This is a genomic window from Actinoplanes sp. NBRC 101535 (genome assembly GCF_030269225.1).
Classification (GTDB): Bacteria; Actinomycetota; Actinomycetes; order Mycobacteriales; family Micromonosporaceae; genus Actinoplanes; species Actinoplanes rectilineatus.
This window is the reverse complement of the sequence record NZ_BSSY01000001.1, coordinates 653,427-670,902: the sequence shown is the minus strand read 5'-3', so window position 1 is coordinate 670,902 and position 17,476 is coordinate 653,427. Positions and strand designations below refer to the sequence as shown.

Genomic DNA, 17,476 nt, shown 5'->3' with positions numbered 1-17,476 from the left:
CCCCTACCCTGCCAGGGCGGTCAGGGTGTCATGTCAGCTGGGCGTCGTCGAGTGCGGTCTGCAACGACTCCTTGTAGCCCTCGCTGGTGTAGGTGGCGCCGGACACCGAGTCGATGTCCGCGCTCTGCGCCGCGAGGGTCTCCTCGACGAGGGTGGGGACGGCGCTGCCGCTGATCTGTTCGTGGCGGGCGCTGCCGCTGGGGTAGACCGGCACCGACACCGAGGTGATCTTGCCGTCGGCGACGGTGATGACGACCTGGATGTCGCCTTCCTGGGTCTGCACGGTGTCACCGGTGTAGGTGTCGCCGTCCGCAGCGCCGGAGGAGGCGACGGTGGACGAAGCGGTGACCGCGGAGGTTCCGGTGCTGGTGCGGTAGCTGAAGAGCAGCACCAGCGCGGCCACGGTGGAGAGCATCCAGAGGGAGACGCGTCGCATGTCGGGGGACCTTCCTTACCAGGAGAACAGCTCGGTGTGCACGCGCTTGGGCCGGACGCCGGCCTCGATCGCGGCGGTGCGGGCGGCGGCGGCCCAGGCCTCGGGGCCGCAGATGTAGACGTGCGCGGCGGCGATCTGCGGGGCGCACTGGGCAAGCGCCTCGGCGTCGCCGTGGTCGGCGACCGCGGCGGGCAGCCAGGAGGAGCGTCCGGTGGGGCGCGGGCCGACCAGCGGCACGATCCGCAGGCCGCGCTGGGCGGCGAGCCGTTCCAGTTCGTCGCGGAAGGCCAGGTCGTCCTCGGTGCGGGCCCGGTAGATCAGGGTGGCCTCGCCGGCGTGGTAGGGCAGTTCGCCGAGCAGGGACAGCAGCGGGGTGATGCCGATGCCGCAGGCCATCATGACCACCGGGCCGCCGGTGTAGCTCTCGCCGGTCAGCTTGCCGAACGGCCCCTCGAAGATCACCTTGGTGCCGGGCTGGAGGGCGGCGATCCGGCTGCTGCCGTCGCCCTGGCTCTTCACGGTGATCCGCAGGGCGTCCCGGTCGGGGGTGGCCGAGAGCGAGAACGGGTTGGCGCGGGTCCAGCCGGGGCCGTCCAGGAACCGCCAGTGGAAGAACTGCCCGGCCCGGGCGGGCATCTCGGCGAGACGCTCACCGGTGAGATACACCGAGGTCAGACCCGGTCCTTCCGGAACCACACGGCTCACCGTCAGGCGGTGCCTGCGGTTACGGATCAACGGCAGGATCAGACGGTACGCGACGACGGCACCCGCCGACACCGCGTACAGCGTCCACCAGTACGTGCGGGCGGCCGCCGAGCCGGTGAAGGATTCGCCGGTCCAGATCTGGTGCGGCAGGGCCAGTCCGACACCGAGGTACGCGTACAGGTGCAGCAGGTGCCACGACTCGTAGCGCAGTCTGCGGCGGGCGGCCCGGACGGACGTGACGACGACGAGCAGGAGCAGCACCGTGCCGGCCGCGGCGAGCAGCATGCCGGGGTAGGTGAGGACCAGGTCGACGAACTGGGTGATCACGTTCGTGGTGCCGTACGCGTACCCGATGGTGATCGTGATGATGTGGGTCAGCATCAGCCAGAACGACGTGAAACCGGTCATCCGGTGCCAGCGGGCGAGCTTGTCCTGGCCGAAGGCCTTCTCCACGAACGGGATCCGCGACATCAGCAGGACCTGCAGCAGGAGCAGGTCGGAGGCGTACAGGCCGGTGAGCCGGCCGATCGCGGTGATCGTCTCGGCGCCGCCGGCCGCGATGTCCGACAGCCCGCCGTTGCTCACCCACAGGGCGGTGACGACGAGCAGGCTCAGGCCGGCGATCACCCCACCGGCGTCGGCCCACCAGCGTGGGGTGTCCCGGGGCTTGCGGTGCAGTGCGGTCACGGCGGTGGCGGTCATGTCACCAAAACTGACCGCGGCTCCTAAGAGCGGGGCCTGATGACATTAAACGTTTTCTAAGAGAACGCCGATCAGGCCGTTGCCATAGAGCTTTCACAGGATTCCGACAGGATCATCGGTCCCAATGGGAACACCTGATGAATTCCGGCTGAAGGAAATCCTGTGACCACATTGCTCGCCGTTGCGGCCGACCTCGTCGCGATCGCCCTGTTGACGTTCGGCGTCTATTTCCCGCGGCACCGCCGGCGGGATCTCGTCGCGGCTTTCCTGGGCATCAACGTCGGTGTCCTGGCGGTGACGATCGTGCTGGCCGACTCCACGACGGTCGGCGCGGGTCTCGGCCTCGGTCTCTTCGGCGTGCTGTCGATCATCCGGCTGCGCTCCGACGAGATCGCCCAGCACGAGATCGCCTACTACTTCGCGGCGCTCGCCCTCGGCCTGATCGCCGGGCTCGGTGGCGCGCCGACCGTGCTCACCGGCAGCCTGATGCTGCTGGTCATCGCGGCGCTGTTCGTCGGCGACCACCCGTCGCTGCTGCGCCGCCACCGCAGCCAGCAGATCCGGCTGGACGTCGCGTTCACCGACGAGACCGCGCTGCGCGCCCACCTGGAGAGCCTGCTCGGCGGCCAGGTGACGAGCATCGTGGTGAAGCAGATCGACCTGGTGAACGACAGTTCCCTGGTCGACGTCCGCTACCTCGCCCCGGTCGGCGTCCGCGAGCGGGTGAGCGTCGGATGATCGCCACCGCCATCCGCCGGTTCCGGCCGATCTCGCTGGACGAGCTGGTCGGCGAGGCCGAGCTGCTGACCCGGCTGGACCGCAAGTACCTGCTGCCCGCCACGGAACTGCCCATGCTGCTGGACCGGATGCCGCACGACGTCCGGGTCCTGCGGATCGGCGCCGAGCAGAGTTTCGGCTACCGCTCGATCTACTTCGACACCCCGGCGCTGGACAGTTACCTGGCGGCCGCGCACGGACGGCGGCGCCGCTTCAAGATCCGGATCCGCAGCTACCTCGACACCGGCGCGCACTTCGTGGAGGTGAAGACCCGGGCGGCGCGCGGGATGACGGCCAAGGAGCGGATCCCGTACGCCGGGGACGGCCGCACCCTCGGCCCGGAGGGCCGTGCCCACGCGGACTCCGTGCTGACCGAGGCGGGCCTGGCCCCGGCCGGGTACGAGTTCCGCCCGGTGATGGCCACGTTCTACCGCCGGACCACGCTCTTCGTCCCCTCCACCGGCAGCCGGGTCACCGTCGACACCGACCTGACCTGGCAACTGCCGGACGGCCGGGTCGCCCGGATGCCGGACTCGGTGATCGTCGAGACCAAGTCGGCCCGGGCCGCGTCCGACGTCGACCGGCTGCTCTGGTCCCTGCATCACCGGCCCTGCTCGATCTCCAAGTACGCCACCGGTCTCGCCGCTCTGCGTCCCGAACTGCCCGCCAACAAGTGGCACCCGGTCCTTCGCCGCCACTTCTCGTTCTAGAAGGAAGCTCCCGATGCGCCTCCGTAAGAGACTGATCGCCGCCGTCAGCTCCGCCGTCCTCGCCGCCGCCCTGATCGCCGGGTGCTCGTCGAGCAGTACCGACAGCACCGCCGCCGCCGAGACCGCCGCGGTCACCACCGTCGACGCGTCGACCGTGGACGGCACCCAGGACGCCGCAACCGTCCTGGCTGCCGACAAGTCGGCGCACACCACTGCCGAAGCCGGGACCGCCGCGGACATCACGCTGAGCGGCACCTCCGCCACCTCGTCCGCCGAGGGCGTCACCGTGGACGGGTCGACCGTCACGATCACCGCGGCCGGCACGTACCGGATCAGCGGGACGCTCACCGACGGCCAGATCGTGGTGAACGCCGCGGACGCCACCGTGGTGCTGATCCTGGACGGCGCGGACATCACCAGTTCCACCTCCGCCGCGATCGCCGCCACCGAGGTGGATCAGCTCGTGGTGCAGCTCGCCGACGGCACCACCAACACCCTTTCCGACACTTCGTCGTACGCCGAGGGCGCCGACGTCAACGCCGCCCTGTTCAGCGCGGGCGACCTGTCGATCACCGGGGGCGGCACACTGGCCGTGACCGGCAACGGCAACGACGGCATCGCGAGCAAGGACGGCCTGCTCGTCGCGTCCGGCACGGTCACCGTGTCGGCGAAGGACGACGGCCTGCGCGGCAAGGACTACGTGGTCGTCGACGGCGGCACGATCACGGTGACCGCCGGCGGCGACGGGGTGAAGGCCGACAACGACGAGGACACCGACGCCGGGTACGTGTCGGTCACCGCCGGCACGCTGACCGTCACGTCGGCCGGCGACGGCATCGACGCGGCCACCGACCTGGTGGTCACCGGTGGCACCGTCGCGGTGGTCTCCGGCGGCGGCCACGGCACCGCGCCCGGCGAGGACGTCTCGGCCAAGGGCCTCAAGTCCGGCGTGCTCACCGTCCTGGAGGGCGGCACGATCACCGCCGACTCGTCCGACGACGCCGTGCACAGCGACGGGGCGGTGCACTTCAACGGCGCGACGGTCACCGTGGCCAGCGGCGACGACGGCGTGCACGCCGAGGGCCAGCTGATCATCGACGAGAGCACGGTCGAGGTCACCTCGGCCGTCGAGGGGCTGGAGGGCGCGCACATCGTGCTCAACTCGGGCGCCGCGAGCGTGGTGTCCAGCGACGACGGGGTCAACGCCGCGGGCAGCGACTCGGCCGAGGAGGACAGCGGCGGGAACGGCGGCGGGCCGGGCGGCGAGCAGGTCGGCGACTTCTCCGTCACGGTCGGCGGCGGCACGCTGGTGATCGACTCCGAGGGCGACGGCCTGGACTCCAACGGCGTCGCGACGATCACCGGCGGCACCGTGGTGGTCAACGGCCCGGAGCGCAACGGCAACGGCGCGCTCGACGTGAACGGCACCTTCAGCATCAGCGGCGGCACCCTGGTCGCGGCGGGCAGCTCCGGCATGGCGGTGGCGCCGGGCACGGATTCGGAGCAGGGCTGGCTGTCCGCGACGCTGGACGACACCGTCGCGGCCGGCACCACGCTGCAGATCGTCGACGGCGACGGCACCGTGGTCGCCACGTTCGTGACCGGCAAGAGCATGCAGAACATCGTCTACTCGTCGTCGGCGATCACCAGCGGTACGTCGTACTCCGTCTACAGCGGCGGCACCGCGGACGGCGCGAGCACCGGCGGGCTGTCCGCGTCCGGCACGCTCGGCTCGGCCACCGAGGTCGCCACGGTGACCGCGGGCGAGGCGCCGGCCGGCGGGCGCGGCGGGCCCCGCTGATCCGTGCGGGGCGATCGCCGGCCGTCGCGGGGGAACCCCCGTCCCGTCCGCGCCGGAGACCCCCGGCGGTCGCCCCGCCAGAGCGGCCGCGGAACCGGACTCATGCCGGTTCCGCGGGCCGTTCGCTGTCCGCCTGTTCAACCTCGGACACGAGATCTCACAGGAGGACGCCCCGGCCCACCCGGGCGAGAGATCGGGTGCGAGTATGCTTCGTCCACAACAGACGATCGTTCACCACGAGGATGTGGCCGTGCCCGAGCCAGAACACTCCGAGTTGGACAAGACGCCGGAGACCGCACGGATCTGGAACTATCTGCTCGGCGGGACCGACAACCTCCCGGTCGACCGGGCCGTCGGCGATCAGATCACCGCCGCGCTCCCGCACTTCGCCGAACACGCCCGTCTCTCGCGCCGCTACCTGGCCCGGGCCGTCCGTCACCTGGCCGGCGAGGCCGGGATCCGGCAGTTCCTGGACGTCGGGGCCGGCCTGCCCACGGCGGACAACACGCACGAGGTCGCCCAGGCGGTCGCTCCGGACGCCCGGATCGTCTACGTCGACTACGATCCCTACGTGGCGGAGCACGCGAAAGACCTGCTCACCAGCACCCCGCAGGGATCGACGGCCTACGTCCGGGCCGATCTGCGCGACCCGGCGACGATCCTGCGCGAGGCCGCGGCGACGCTCGACCTCGAGCAGCCGGTGGCCCTGCTGCTGATGGGCATTCTCGGTCACGTGGAGAGTGACGAGGAGGCCAAGTCGCTGATCGGCCGGCTGCTGGACGGGCTCGCCCCCGGCAGCTACCTGGCGATGTACGACGGCAGCGACACCGACGAGGAGGTCCGGGAGGCCACCCGCATCTGGAACCTCTCCGCCAATCCTCAGTATCATCTGCGCAGCCCGGAACGGATCGCGGCCCTGTTCGAGGGCCTCGAGCTGATCGAGCCGGGTGTGGTCGCGGTGACCCGCTGGCGTCCGGACCCGGACGCGGCGGAGGCCGCGGCGATCTCGCAGTTCTGCGCGGTCGGCCGCAAGTCCTGAACGTGATACAGCCCCCCGCGGGGGAGGTCGAGGTGTCCGACAACCACGACGGCGGCGGCTCGACCGTGCGCCGGTTACAGCTGGGTGCGCATCTGCGCTCCCTGCGCCATGCCGCGGGGCTGAGCCGGGATCAGGCCGGCTGGAGCATCCGCGGCTCCGAATCCAAGATCAGCCGGATGGAGCTGGGCCGGGTCAGCTTCAAGGAACGTGACATCGTCGACCTGCTCCGGCTGTACGGCGTCGACGACCCGGACGAGCACCGGCGGGTGGTGGGGCTGGCCCGGCAGGCCAACGCGCCCAGCTGGTGGCACGCGTACGGCGACGTGCTGGACACCTGGTTCCAGAACTACCTGGACCTGGAGCAGGCGGCCGAGCTGATCCGCACCTACGAGGTGCAGTTCGTGCCCGGACTGCTGCAGACCGACGCGTACGCCCGTGCCGTGATCCGCCTCGGCCATGACAGCGCCGACCCGGACGAGATCGACCGCCGGGCGAGACTGCGGATGGCCCGCAAGCAGGTCCTGCAACGGCCGGACGCGCCCCGGTTGTGGGCGGTGCTGGACGAGGCGGTGCTGCGGCGGCCGATCGGCGGGCGGGCGGTGCTGCGCGAACAGATCGAGTACCTCCTCGAGATCAGCGCCTCGCCGAACGTCCGGCTGCAGGTGATGCCGTTCGACCGGGGTGGGCACGCGGCCGCCGGCGGCGCGTTCAGCATCCTGCGGTTCCCGCACGAGAAGCTGCCCGACGTGGTCTACATCGAGCACCTCACCAGCGGCCTCTACCTGGAGAAACGCGAGGACGTCGACATGTACGCGGCGGCCATCGGGCGGCTCTTCATCGAGGCCGAGCACCCCAGCCGTACACCCGACATCCTCCAGGGGATCCTCTCCGGTTAAGACATAACCGGGTCACAGAGGACCCACAAGATCCGCGGGTTGACTGCGGGATGTGACGAATCCCCGGAAGTTCAGCCGCCGCAACGTCCTCGCGGGTGGTCTGGGCGTTCTCGCCGCCGCAGCCGGCGGGAGCGCCTGGGCCCTCGACCGGTACGTGATCGACCACGTCGAGGTCAGCAACGCGTCGAGCATCGCCGCGCAGAACGTGGCCGCCGCCGAGGCCGCCACCGACGGCACGGCGACCGCCACCACGTACACCAGCGACACCGCAAAGATCTCCATCGAGACGGTCTCCACCGACTCGCTGACCTATTTCGTCGCGGACGTGCAGGTCACCGACGCGACGATCGTGCGGTCCGCGTTCGCCGGCGACCAGTTCGGCGAGAACATCATCGCCAACCCGTCGGAGATCGCCTCCTCGGTGAACGCGGTTCTCGCGATCAACGGCGACTACTACGGGTTCCGGGACACCGGCATCGTGATCCGCAACGGGGTGAAGTTCCGCGACAGCGGCGCCCGGCAGGGGCTCGCGCTCTACGCCGACGGTTCGATGAAGCTGTACGACGAGACCGCGACCACCGCCGACGAACTGCTCGCCGCCGGGGTGTGGAACACCCTGTCCTTCGGCCCGGGACTGGTCGAGAACGGTGCCGCGATCGACGGCATCGACGCCGTCGAGGTGGACACCAACGTCGGCAACCACTCGATCCAGGGGCGGCAGCCGCGGACCGGGATCGGCCTGGTCGCCGAGAACCATCTGCTGTTCGTGGTGGTGGACGGCCGCGCACAGGGTTACAGCGTCGGCGTGACCATGCCGGAGTTCGCGAAGATCTTCGTCGACCGCGGGGCGCGGGTGGCGTACAACCTGGACGGCGGCGGCTCCTCCGCGATGATCTTCTCGGGTGGGCTGGTCAACAACCCGCTCGGCAAGGGCAGGGAACGCGGCACCAGCGACATCCTCTACGTGGCGGGCTGACCGATGATCGTGCTGATCCCCGCGTACCAACCCGATCACCGGCTCGTCGACCTCGTCCGGCAGCTGGCCCGCCGGGTCGTCGTGGTCGACGACGGGAGCGGGCCCGCGTACACGAGAGTCTTCGACGAGGCGCGCGCAGCCGGCGCCGAGATCGTCACGCTCAAGCGCAACCGGGGCAAGGGCGCCGCCCTGAAGATCGGCTTCGGGCACATCGAGGCCCACCATCGCGGGCACGACGTGGTCTGCGCGGACAGCGACGGCCAGCACCGCCCGCAGGACATCGAGGCGGTCGCCGCGCGGCTGGAGGCCACCGGCGCGCCGATGGTGCTCGGGGTACGCCGGTTCACCGGCCGGGTGCCGGCCCGCAGCCGGTTCGGCAACGCCACGACCCGGCTGCTGTTCCTGCTGGTCACCGGCTGCGCGATCACCGACACGCAGACCGGGCTGCGGGGCTATCCGGCCACCATGCTGCGGCGGCTGGGCGAGGTGCCGGGCGAGCGTTTCGAGTACGAGCTGCGCCTGCTGCTGACCGCGGCCCGGGAGAGGATGCCGATCGAGGAGGTGGAGATCGCCACGGTCTACCTGGACGGCAACAGTTCGTCACATTTCCGGCCGCTGCAGGACTCGGCCCGGATCTACGCGCCGCTGCTGGCGTTCGCCGGCTCGTCGCTGCTGGCGTTCGCGATCGACGCGGCCCTGCTGGCGGTCCTGGTCGCGGCGACCGGTCAGGTGGTGCTGTCGGCGGTGCTGGCCCGGCTGGTCAGCGCCACGGTCAACTACACGGTGAACCGGAGGGCCGTCTTCCACGCGTCGGGAAGCGTCCCGCACCGGCGGGCGGCACCACGGTACGCCGCTCTGGCCGCGGTTTCGCTCACCGCCAACGTGCTGCTGCTGAGCGGCCTCAGCGACCTTCTCGGATCGCTGGTGGTGGCCAAGCTGGTCACCGAGGTGACGCTGTTCCTGGCCGGTTTCCTGATCCAGCGGTCGTTCGTCTATCAGCGGCCGGCGCCGGTACGCCCCGAACTACCGGCAGTCCGGTCCTGGTGACTTTATGTAGAGCATTGTCTATGCTCAGGGCTACCCGTCCCCTATGGTCGGGTGTTCCTGCCGTCTACCGGCCCGGGGAGAACTGAGCACCGTGGAACTGAGCACCGTGGAAGAACTCGCCGCCAACCGGCCATCCGTCCCTCTTCGCCGTGACGCGGCGAAGACCGTACGTCCCGAGGTCGAACGGCGCCTGCGGCGGATCGCCCCCGGACCGGACCCGACGCGAGAGCGGCGATCTGTTGACGTATCGCGCTTCCAGTCCGCCATCTGAGGTCGTCCGCCAGTTCGTTCTCAAGGTTCACGGCCTCTGCAACCTCGCCTGCGACCACTGTTACGTCTATGAACACGCCGACCAGACCTGGCGTGACCGCCCGGCCTTCATGACCCCGGCGACCGTGCGCCGCGCCGCCGAGCGGATCGCCGACCACGCGGCACGGCACCGGCTCGACACCGTCGGCATCGTCCTGCACGGCGGGGAGCCGCTGCTTCTCGGGCCGGACCGGCTGGAGGCGGCGCTCACCGCGATCGCCTCGGTCGTCGGCGCCGTCACCCGCATCGACTGGCGGATGCAGACCAACGGGATCCTGCTCACCGACCGCCTCGCCGAGATCCTGCTGGCGTTCGGCGTCAAGGTCGGCGTCTCGCTCGACGGCGGGCGCGAGGCCAACGACCGGCACCGGCGGTACCAGCACGGCGGCGGCAGTTTCGACGCGACGGTCCGCGGCATCTCCCTGCTCCGGCAGGAGCGCTACCGTCCGGTGTACGCCGGGATCCTGTGCACCGTCGACGTGGCCAACGACCCGGACGCGGTGTACACCGCCCTGTTGGAGCAGCAGCCGCCGCGCCTGGACTTCCTGCTCCCGCACGCCACCTGGGAGACGCCCCCGCCGCGGCCGGCCGGGGCCGCCACCCCGTACGCGGACTGGCTGAACCGGATCCGGACCCGCTGGCTCGCCGACGGACGGCCGGTGCCGATCCGGCTGTTCGACTCCCTGGAGGCGACGGCCGCGGGCGGCGACAGCGAGACGGAGTCCGTCGGCGGGGACCGGGGCGACCTCGCGGTGATCGAGACGGACGGGTCCTGGGAGCAGCCGGACTCGATGAAGACGACCTTCGACGGCGCGGCGGCCACCGGACTGTCCGTGTTCACCGCCTCCGCCGACGATCTGCTGCGCCTGCCGGTGATGCGGCAGCGGACCGCGCTGTCGGCCACGTGCCGCGCCTGCCCGGTGGTGACCCGCTGCGGCGGCGGCCTCTACGCGCACCGGTACCGGCACGGGAACGGCTTCGACAACCCGTCCGTGTACTGCGCCGACCTGAAGGAGCTCATCGTCACCATGGACAGCCTTCCGCTCTGGGTGGTCGGCCGGCTCTCCGGCGGCGACGCCGTGACGGCGCTGTCGGTGGCGCAGGAGTCGTTCGTCCGGGCCCTGCTGGTCACGGTGGCCGACTCGTGCGACGACGGTCCCGCCGCGGACGCCTGGGATCTGCTCGAGGACCTCGACACCCGGTTCCCGGACGCGGTACGCCAGGTGGTCGCCCATCCGTTCCTGCGGGTCTGGGCGATCCGCCGCCTGCGGGAGAACGCGTCCGCCGGCCGTCTCGCCGACCTGGCCGCCGCGGTGCTGGTGACCGCCGGGGACCCGGCCGAGGTGGTGGTGACGCCCCGGGACGGCCGGGTGCACCTGCCGGCGCTCGGGACGGTGACGTTGCCGGGTGCCCCGGACCGGGCGGTGATATCCGGTGCCGGGACGGTCCGGTGGGACGGCGGGACCGCCCGCCTCGAGGACGGCGATCCGCGGTGGCGGCCGGCGCCGGTGGTCGACCTCGGTGACCTCGTGGTCCGGCTCGAGGACGCCGACCCGTACCGGGACTGTCACGACTGGCCGGCCGCGCCCCCGCTGAGCGCCGAGGACGTCAGGTCGTGGACGCGGGCGCTGACCGGCGCCTGGCAGGTGATCAAACGCGACGCCCCCGGGCAGGTCGAGGGCCTGGTCCGCGGGTTGCGGGCGATCGTCCCGCTGGTCCCCGCCGCGGACGCGACACTACGCAGCGCAACGTCGCGGCACGCGTTCGGCGCGGTGGGGATCGCGGCCACCGACGACCCGGAGGCACTCGCCGTGTTGCTGGTGCACGAGTTCCAGCACAGCAAACTGGCCGCCGTGCTGGACGAGCACGACCTTCTCGACCCCAGGATCGAAGCGACGGTACGCGTCGCGTGGCGCTCCGATCCGCGGCCGCCCGAGGGGGTGCTGCAGGGGATCTACGCGCACCTGGCGGTGGCGGACATGTGGCGCCACCGGCCGGGAGCCGCAGCCGCGGAGATTTATGCCAGTTATCGAAATCGGACAACGGCAGCGATCGACGCGCTCCGCGGGACGGGCGCGCTGGCCCCGCTCGGACAGTCCTTCGTCGACGGTATAGCCGCCGAGATCGCCTCCTGGCGCTGATCCGCCCGGCCGGGCGGAGAGCCGGGTCGAAAGGGTGGACACGAAGCGTTACCATGGCTTCACCGCGGAGGCAGAGCCCCTCGACATTCGCCCTTGACGCACCGTGATCATCGGGCGATCCACTGTGTCTTGCGGCTGACACGGAGAGGAGCGCGAGGTGGCCGCAGCGATCGCCGACGACCCGAGCGCCCCCGTCTTCGCCGTCAGCTACGGCCGGCCCGCACACCCGCAGCCGGTCGCCGCGCCCCGCGAGCCGGCCACCCACGTGATGCGGTTCTTCGACGACCTCACCGCCAACGTCAGCGAGCTGATCGGCTCCCCGGTCGGCCAGCACCCGGGCTTCCTGGACATCCACCACGGCGGCGGCGAGCTGTGGGAGCCGACCGTCCTGCGGGCCGTGGGGACCTGCCAGGTCCTGATCTCCCTACTCTCCCAGCGCTATCTCTTCCAGAGCGCCTGGTGCGCCCGCGAGTTCGACCTCTTCACCCGGCGCCGGGTGGTGCCGCGGGCCGGCAGCGGGCCGGTGATGGAGAGCGCCGTCGTCCCGGTGCTGTGGACGCCGTTCCGGGACCAGCTGCCCCCGCTGATCGCCAAGGTGAACGTCTTCTCCCCGACCGGGCTGCCCGACCCGGACTACGGCGAGAGATACCGCACCGACGGCCTGTTCGGGCTGATCGAAACCAGGCAGTCCGATGTCTACAAGATGATCGTCTGGAGATTGGCCCTCCACATTCAACGCCTGCACAGTCTTTACTGGGTGGAGCCGGCCGTCCCGGGCGGTGTCGAGGGACTGCGCACCAGTTTCGCCGAGGAGGCCACGTCATGACACGGGCCGTCTCCTTCTTCCTGAGCTACGCGCATTCCGTGCCGCTCAGCGACAGACGGGGCACCGATGACACCGACATCTGGGTGCGGCGCTGCTTCGACGACCTGAAACGTGAGGTCACCGCCCTGACCGGGGCGCCCTCCGCGGACACCGGGTTCGTCGACTACCAGGCCGGGCCGGGCGCCGACTGGAAGGCGATGCTCGACGAGCAGCTGGGCCGCGCCGACGTCTTCGTCCCGCTCTACTCCCCCGGCTACTTCAACAAGTCCTGGCCCCAGCAGGAACGCGCCGCGTTCCTGGACCGGGTCGAGCGGGCGTTCCCCGGCGAGCCGGAGCGGGGGCAGGAACACATCGTCCCGGTGCTGTGGATCCCCCTGCTCGGCCCGGGTGCGACGCCGGTCCCCCGCGATCTGGCCCGGGCCGTCTCCCTGGGCACCGCCATTCCGGAGTACGCGGAGAACGGCCTCCGGGCGCTGCTGATGCTCACCTCCTACGCCACGCAGTACCACCGGATCCTGGTCCGGCTGGCGCGGCGGATCGTCGAGGTCGCCGAGGCCTCCGTCCTGCCGCCGGGGCACAGTGTCTCGATCGGTGACATCCCGCGGCTGGAACCGGCGCCGGGCACCACACCGTTCGTCGTCGGCGTCCTGGGACCGGCCGGCCCGTGGAAGCCGTTCGGCAAGGCCCTCGACCTGCCGATCGCGGAGTACGCGGCGAACGTCGCCGAGCGCCTCGGCCTGCCCGCCCAGATCGCCGAGCGACCGGCCGACCTCAAGGCGATGGACACCGCCCCGGCGGTCCTGCTGGTCGACCACCGGGTCAGCCAGGGACGGCTCGCCACCCTCCGCGGGCGCATCCACCCCTGGGTCCGGCCGGTCGTGGTGGGTGATCGGGCCGACCGGGCGGGTCCGGTTGTCCACCTGCTGAAGGAACTCGGCGCGACGCGGGTCAAGTCCGCACACGACGTGACACAGTTCGCCCAGATGATGCCCTCGGTCGTCAGCGAGGCGCGCCGGCAGTACCTGCGACAGGCTTCCGTCCAGGCCCTGGACGGGTACCCCCGGCCCCGCCTGGACGGCGACGGATCCGCACCACCCGCATCGGAGAGAAGCAGCGATGGCTGAGCACCGTAACGGCAAAGTGGTCACGTTCTACTCGTTCAAGGGCGGAACCGGTCGCACCATGGCCCTGGCGAACGTCGCCTGGATCCTCGCCGCCAACGGCAAACGGGTGCTCGCCGTCGACTGGGACCTGGAGTCGCCCGGCCTGCACCGGTTCTTCGAGCCGTTCCTGGACGCCGGGGCGATCGAGACCAGCGGCGGGGTCATCGACATGATCCGGGCGTACGAGTGGGCCACCACCCGCCCCGGCGAACGCGAACCGGACTGGCACGAGGACTTCGCCCGGGTGCACAAGCACGCGTTCTCGCTGAACTGGAAGGCGTTCCCGGCCGGCGGGCAGCTCGACTTCCTCTCCGCCGGCCTGCAGAACCAGGACTACGCGGCCAACCTGACCGGCATGAACTGGGACGACTTCTACGAGCGGCGTGGCGGCGGCCGGTTCTTCGCGGCACTGCGGGCCGACATGCAGGCCAACTACGACTACACGCTGATCGACAGCCGGACCGGTCTCAGCGACGTCGCCGACATCTGCACGATCGACCTGCCGAGCGTGCTCGTCGACTGCTTCACCCTGAGCGAACAGGGCATCACCGGCGCGGCCAGGGTCGCCACCAAGATCACGCAGGAGCACGCCAAACGCAACATCCGGATCCTGCCGGTCCCGATGCGGGTCGACCCGGCGGAGAAGGAACGGGCCGACGCCGGGCTCCGCATCGCCATGCAGCGTTTCCCCGAACTGCCCGCCGACATGACCCCGTCCGGCCGCAGCCAGTACTGGAACGAGGTGGAGGTGCCCTACCGGGCCTTCTACGCCTACGAGGAGATCCTGGCGACCTTCGGCGACCGGCCCGGACAGTCCGGCTCCATGCTCGCCGCGTACGAGAAACTGGCCCAGCACATCACCGACGGTGCGGTGACCGCGCTGCCGCCGATGGACGACGCCGTCCGCACCCGGGTGGTGTCCCGCTTCGTACGCCGGGTCGAATTCGCCGAAGAGGAGGTGGTCCTGCACTACTCGCCGGAGGACCAGCTCTGGGCGGAATGGATCCGCGGGCTGCTGGTCGCCGCCGGCATCCGGGTGCGCGGCCCACAGAACCCGGTGCCGGAGAGCCGGGTCGACACCGCCCGGCACCTGACCATCCTGTCGCACGCCAACGCGGGCGCCCAGGACGGCATCGTGCAGCGCGACCTCAGCGATCCGCGGCCACCGCTCGCCGTCTACGTCGAGGACATGACGCCCCTGTCGTCGTTCCCGATGAACTGCTCGGCCTTCATCGGCGGCAAATCCTTCGCGACCGCGATCGAACGGGTGCTGCGCCTGGTCGGGCGCACCGCGCCGGAGGACATCGACCAGTTCGTCACCGGGGTACGGTTCCCCGGCGAACAACCCGCCATCTTCAACCCGCTGGCCCGCAACGCCCGGTTCACCGGCCGCGAGGACGACCTGCTCGACCTGCGGTCGCAGCTCAGCGGCGGCACCGCGGTGGTGCTCTCCGGACCCACCCCGGTGCCCCAGATGCCGGTCGCGCTGCAGGGCATGGGCGGCATCGGCAAGACCCAGGTGGCCCTCGAGTACGCGCACCGGTTCCGCAGCGCGTACGACGTGGTCTGGTGGGTGGACGCCGAACAGGCCCAGTTCATCGACAGCATCCTGGCCGACCTGGGCCGGCGGCTGAACCTGTCGCTGCCGCAGTCCGGCGTCCAGGAGGAGGCCAAGGCGGTGATCGCCGCCCTGGAACAGGGCGACCCGCACGCCCGCTGGCTGCTCGTCTTCGACAACGCCGAGGACGTCCCGAAAGTCCTGAGCTTCGTGCCGAAGGGACCCGGCCACGTCCTGATCACCTCCCGGAACAGCCAGTGGGGCGACCGGGCACAGACCATGCAGATCGACGTCTTCAAACGCCGCGAGAGTGTCGCCCACCTCCGGCAGCGCATCAACACCATCCGCCCGGAGGAGGCCGACCGGGTCGCCGACGTCCTCGGCGACCTGCCCATCGCCGTCGCGGCCGCGGGCGCCATGCTCGCCGAGACCGGCCTGTCGGTGCAGGAGTACCTCCAGACCATCGAACGCCAGGGTCCGGGCAGCACCGTCGACGAGGTGTGGAACCTGTCGCTCGACCTGCTGCGGGAACGGTCCCGGGGCGCGTACCGGCTGCTCCAGCTCTGCTCGGTGCTGGCGCCGGAGATCTCCCTGGACCTGATCTACAGCGATGAACTGGCGCAGGAACTGCGGGAGTACGACCCGCTGGTCACCGAACGGGCGTACCGCGGTTCGCTGGTCCAGCACATCAACCGGCTGGCCCTGCTCAAACTGGACGTCGGCCGCAAGCAGATCCAGGTGCACCGGCTGCTGCAGCACGTGGTCCGCTCCCGGATGAGCGAACAGGAACTGCGCGTCACCCGGCACCAGATCCACCTGGTCCTCGCCAAACTGCGCCCCGAACACGAGATCGACGACCCGCGCTCCTGGCCCCGGTTCCGGGTCCTCTGGCCGCACCTGGAGATCTCCAACGCGACCGACTGCGACGACACCTCGGTCCGCCAGCTGATGATCGACCGGATCCGCTACATCTGGGTCACCGGCGGCTCGGTCGAGGGCCGGCAGCTCGGCGAACAGATCGCCGACCGCTGGCAGACGATGCTGACCGCGATGACGAACCCCGCCGACGTGGTCGCCCTGCGCACGCAACTGCTGCACCTGCGCTTCAACATCGCGATCATCATGCGGTCGACGGCCCAGTTCGACGAGGCCCTGGAACTGAACGAGGCGGTGCTCGCCGCACAGACCGAACTGCTCGGCGAGAACCACCCGCACACCCTGATGACCGCCGGCAGCCTCGGCGGCGACCTGCGTGCCCTCGGGCGCTACCGGGAAGCGCTGGAACGCGACCAGAAGACCTACGCCGCCTGGGTCGAACACTTCGGCGACGACTACACCCGGACCCACACCGCCCTGAGCAACCTGGCGACCACCCACCGCCTGGCCGGCAACTTCCGGGAGGCCCGCGCCCTCGACCAGGGCCTGTGGGACCGGCGCCGCGACATCATCGGGCCCACCCACCCGAACACCCTGGGCACCGGCACCAACCTGGGCCGGGACCTGCGCGAGGCCGGCGACTACAAGACCTCCAGCGAACTGCTGGAACAGATCGCCCGGCAGTACGAGGAGGTCTTCGGGTCGAACAACTACCGCACCCTCGCGGCCCGGGCCAACCTGGCGGTGTCGGTCGGCAGCCACGGCCAGACCGACCGCGCGGCACGAATGCTGGAGGATGCGTACGAGCAACTCAACGAAGTGGTCGGACCGGACAACCCGGACACCCTCGCCTGCCGTCTCAGCCGCGCCCTCAGCCTGCTCGCCATCGGGGAGGTCCGCAGCGCAACGACCGAACTGGCCGAGGTCCACGAGGCGTACAGCAAACAACTCGGCCACCGCCACCCGCACTCGCTGCTCTGCCTCACCAACCGGGCGATGACGGCCCGGGTGGGCGGCGACCTGGCCGTGGCGAAGGAATACGCGAAGCGGGCCGCGACCGACCTGGAAAAGATCCTCGGACCGGATCACCCGTACTCGCTGGCCGCCGCGCTGAACCTGGCGATCGTGCACGCTGAGGAGGGAGACCTCCGCGAAGGGCTCCGGCTGATCGACGCCTCACTCAACCGACACCTGACGGTGTTGGGCACCGACCACCCGGACTACCTGCGGTGCACGGCGAACCAGGTGCTGATGATCGCGGCGAACGGCGAGCGGCCGACCGGGGCCGACGATGTGCTGGAGCGGTTGACGGCGACGCTGGGCGACAAGCATCCCGCGGTGACGACCTTCCTGGACGGCCATTACCTGCACCGGGTGCTCGACCCGCACCCGTTCTAGGGGTGAGGTTCAGGGACGTCGGCCAGGTGACACGCCAGCCGTCATCCCCGGCCGTCGCCCCGGGCCTCGCCCCAGCCGTCGCCCACAGTTGTCGCCCCCGGCCGTCGCCCACAGTT

Annotated in this window: 13 protein-coding genes; 11 read left to right on the top strand and 2 right to left on the bottom strand. The window is 70.8% G+C overall.

What is annotated here, in order from left to right; translation table 11 throughout:
* Positions 1-28: 28 nt before the first annotated feature.
* On the bottom strand, positions 29-436 hold the full coding sequence (locus QSK32_RS02840) for an FMN-binding protein (protein WP_045742915.1): 408 nt from the start codon (positions 434-436) through the stop codon (positions 29-31).
* A gap of 15 nt (positions 437-451) precedes the next feature.
* Entirely contained in the window at positions 452-1,843 is a 1,392-nt protein-coding gene (locus QSK32_RS02835; RefSeq protein ID WP_045742916.1) for a ferredoxin reductase family protein, read from the bottom strand.
* Between the two features lie 162 nt (positions 1,844-2,005).
* Here QSK32_RS02835 and QSK32_RS02830 point away from each other — a divergent pair, with 162 nt between their 5' ends.
* The 11 genes from QSK32_RS02830 (at position 2,006) to fxsT (ending at position 17,360) form a co-directional block, all read left to right on the top strand.
* The gene (locus tag QSK32_RS02830) at positions 2,006-2,581 is read left to right on the top strand and encodes a DUF4956 domain-containing protein (protein WP_045742917.1); all 576 of its coding nucleotides are present in this window, start codon (positions 2,006-2,008) and stop codon (positions 2,579-2,581) included.
* Positions 2,578-3,330, top strand: coding sequence for a polyphosphate polymerase domain-containing protein (locus QSK32_RS02825; RefSeq protein WP_285471124.1), 753 nt, complete (start codon positions 2,578-2,580; stop codon positions 3,328-3,330). Before QSK32_RS02830 ends, QSK32_RS02825 begins: the two co-directional genes overlap by 4 nt.
* 13 nt (positions 3,331-3,343) lie before the next feature.
* Entirely contained in the window at positions 3,344-5,131 is a 1,788-nt protein-coding gene (locus QSK32_RS02820) for a carbohydrate-binding domain-containing protein (RefSeq protein WP_285471123.1), read from the top strand.
* Between the two features lie 244 nt (positions 5,132-5,375).
* A complete protein-coding gene (locus tag QSK32_RS02815) occupies positions 5,376-6,170 on the top strand; it encodes an SAM-dependent methyltransferase (protein WP_045742920.1) in 795 nt (264 codons plus the stop codon).
* A gap of 32 nt (positions 6,171-6,202) precedes the next feature.
* The gene (locus tag QSK32_RS02810; RefSeq protein WP_045742983.1) at positions 6,203-7,066 is read left to right on the top strand and encodes a Sco1979 family transcriptional regulator; all 864 of its coding nucleotides are present in this window, start codon (positions 6,203-6,205) and stop codon (positions 7,064-7,066) included.
* Positions 7,067-7,118: 52 nt separating this feature from the next.
* Entirely contained in the window at positions 7,119-8,042 is a 924-nt protein-coding gene (locus QSK32_RS02805; RefSeq protein WP_285471122.1) for a phosphodiester glycosidase family protein, read from the top strand.
* 3 nt (positions 8,043-8,045) lie between these two features.
* Complete coding sequence (locus QSK32_RS02800; RefSeq protein ID WP_285471121.1) at positions 8,046-9,089, top strand: GtrA family protein; 1,044 nt, start codon at positions 8,046-8,048, stop codon at positions 9,087-9,089.
* Positions 9,090-9,328: 239 nt separating this feature from the next.
* Complete coding sequence (locus tag QSK32_RS02795; RefSeq protein WP_285471120.1) at positions 9,329-11,539, top strand: FxsB family cyclophane-forming radical SAM/SPASM peptide maturase; 2,211 nt, start codon at positions 9,329-9,331, stop codon at positions 11,537-11,539.
* Between the two features lie 157 nt (positions 11,540-11,696).
* Entirely contained in the window at positions 11,697-12,365 is a 669-nt protein-coding gene (locus QSK32_RS02790) for a hypothetical protein (protein WP_045742924.1), read from the top strand.
* Positions 12,362-13,489 carry a TIR-like protein FxsC gene (locus tag QSK32_RS02785; protein WP_045742925.1) on the top strand — a complete coding sequence of 376 codons (1,128 nt, stop codon included), beginning with the start codon at positions 12,362-12,364 and terminating at the stop codon, positions 13,487-13,489. Before QSK32_RS02790 ends, QSK32_RS02785 begins: the two co-directional genes overlap by 4 nt.
* Entirely contained in the window at positions 13,482-17,360 is a 3,879-nt protein-coding gene (fxsT, locus tag QSK32_RS02780; RefSeq protein ID WP_285471119.1) for an FxSxx-COOH system tetratricopeptide repeat protein, read from the top strand. The genes QSK32_RS02785 and fxsT overlap by 8 nt, the downstream gene beginning before the upstream one ends.
* Positions 17,361-17,476 lie beyond the last annotated feature (116 nt).

Bases quoted from the DNA above. Each gene is read 5' to 3' on its own strand.
- QSK32_RS02840 (WP_045742915.1), bottom strand. From the start codon at position 436: ATGCGACGCGTCTCCCTCTGGATGCTCTCCACCGTGGCCGCGCTGGTG.
- QSK32_RS02835 (WP_045742916.1), bottom strand. From the start codon at position 1,843: ATGACCGCCACCGCCGTGACCGCACTGCACCGCAAGCCCCGGGACACC.
- QSK32_RS02825 (WP_285471124.1), top strand. From the start codon at position 2,578: ATGATCGCCACCGCCATCCGCCGGTTCCGGCCGATCTCGCTGGACGAG.
- QSK32_RS02820 (WP_285471123.1), top strand. From the start codon at position 3,344: ATGCGCCTCCGTAAGAGACTGATCGCCGCCGTCAGCTCCGCCGTCCTC.
- QSK32_RS02800 (WP_285471121.1), top strand. From the start codon at position 8,046: ATGATCGTGCTGATCCCCGCGTACCAACCCGATCACCGGCTCGTCGAC.
- QSK32_RS02785 (WP_045742925.1), top strand. From the start codon at position 12,362: ATGACACGGGCCGTCTCCTTCTTCCTGAGCTACGCGCATTCCGTGCCG.
- fxsT (WP_285471119.1), top strand. From the start codon at position 13,482: ATGGCTGAGCACCGTAACGGCAAAGTGGTCACGTTCTACTCGTTCAAG.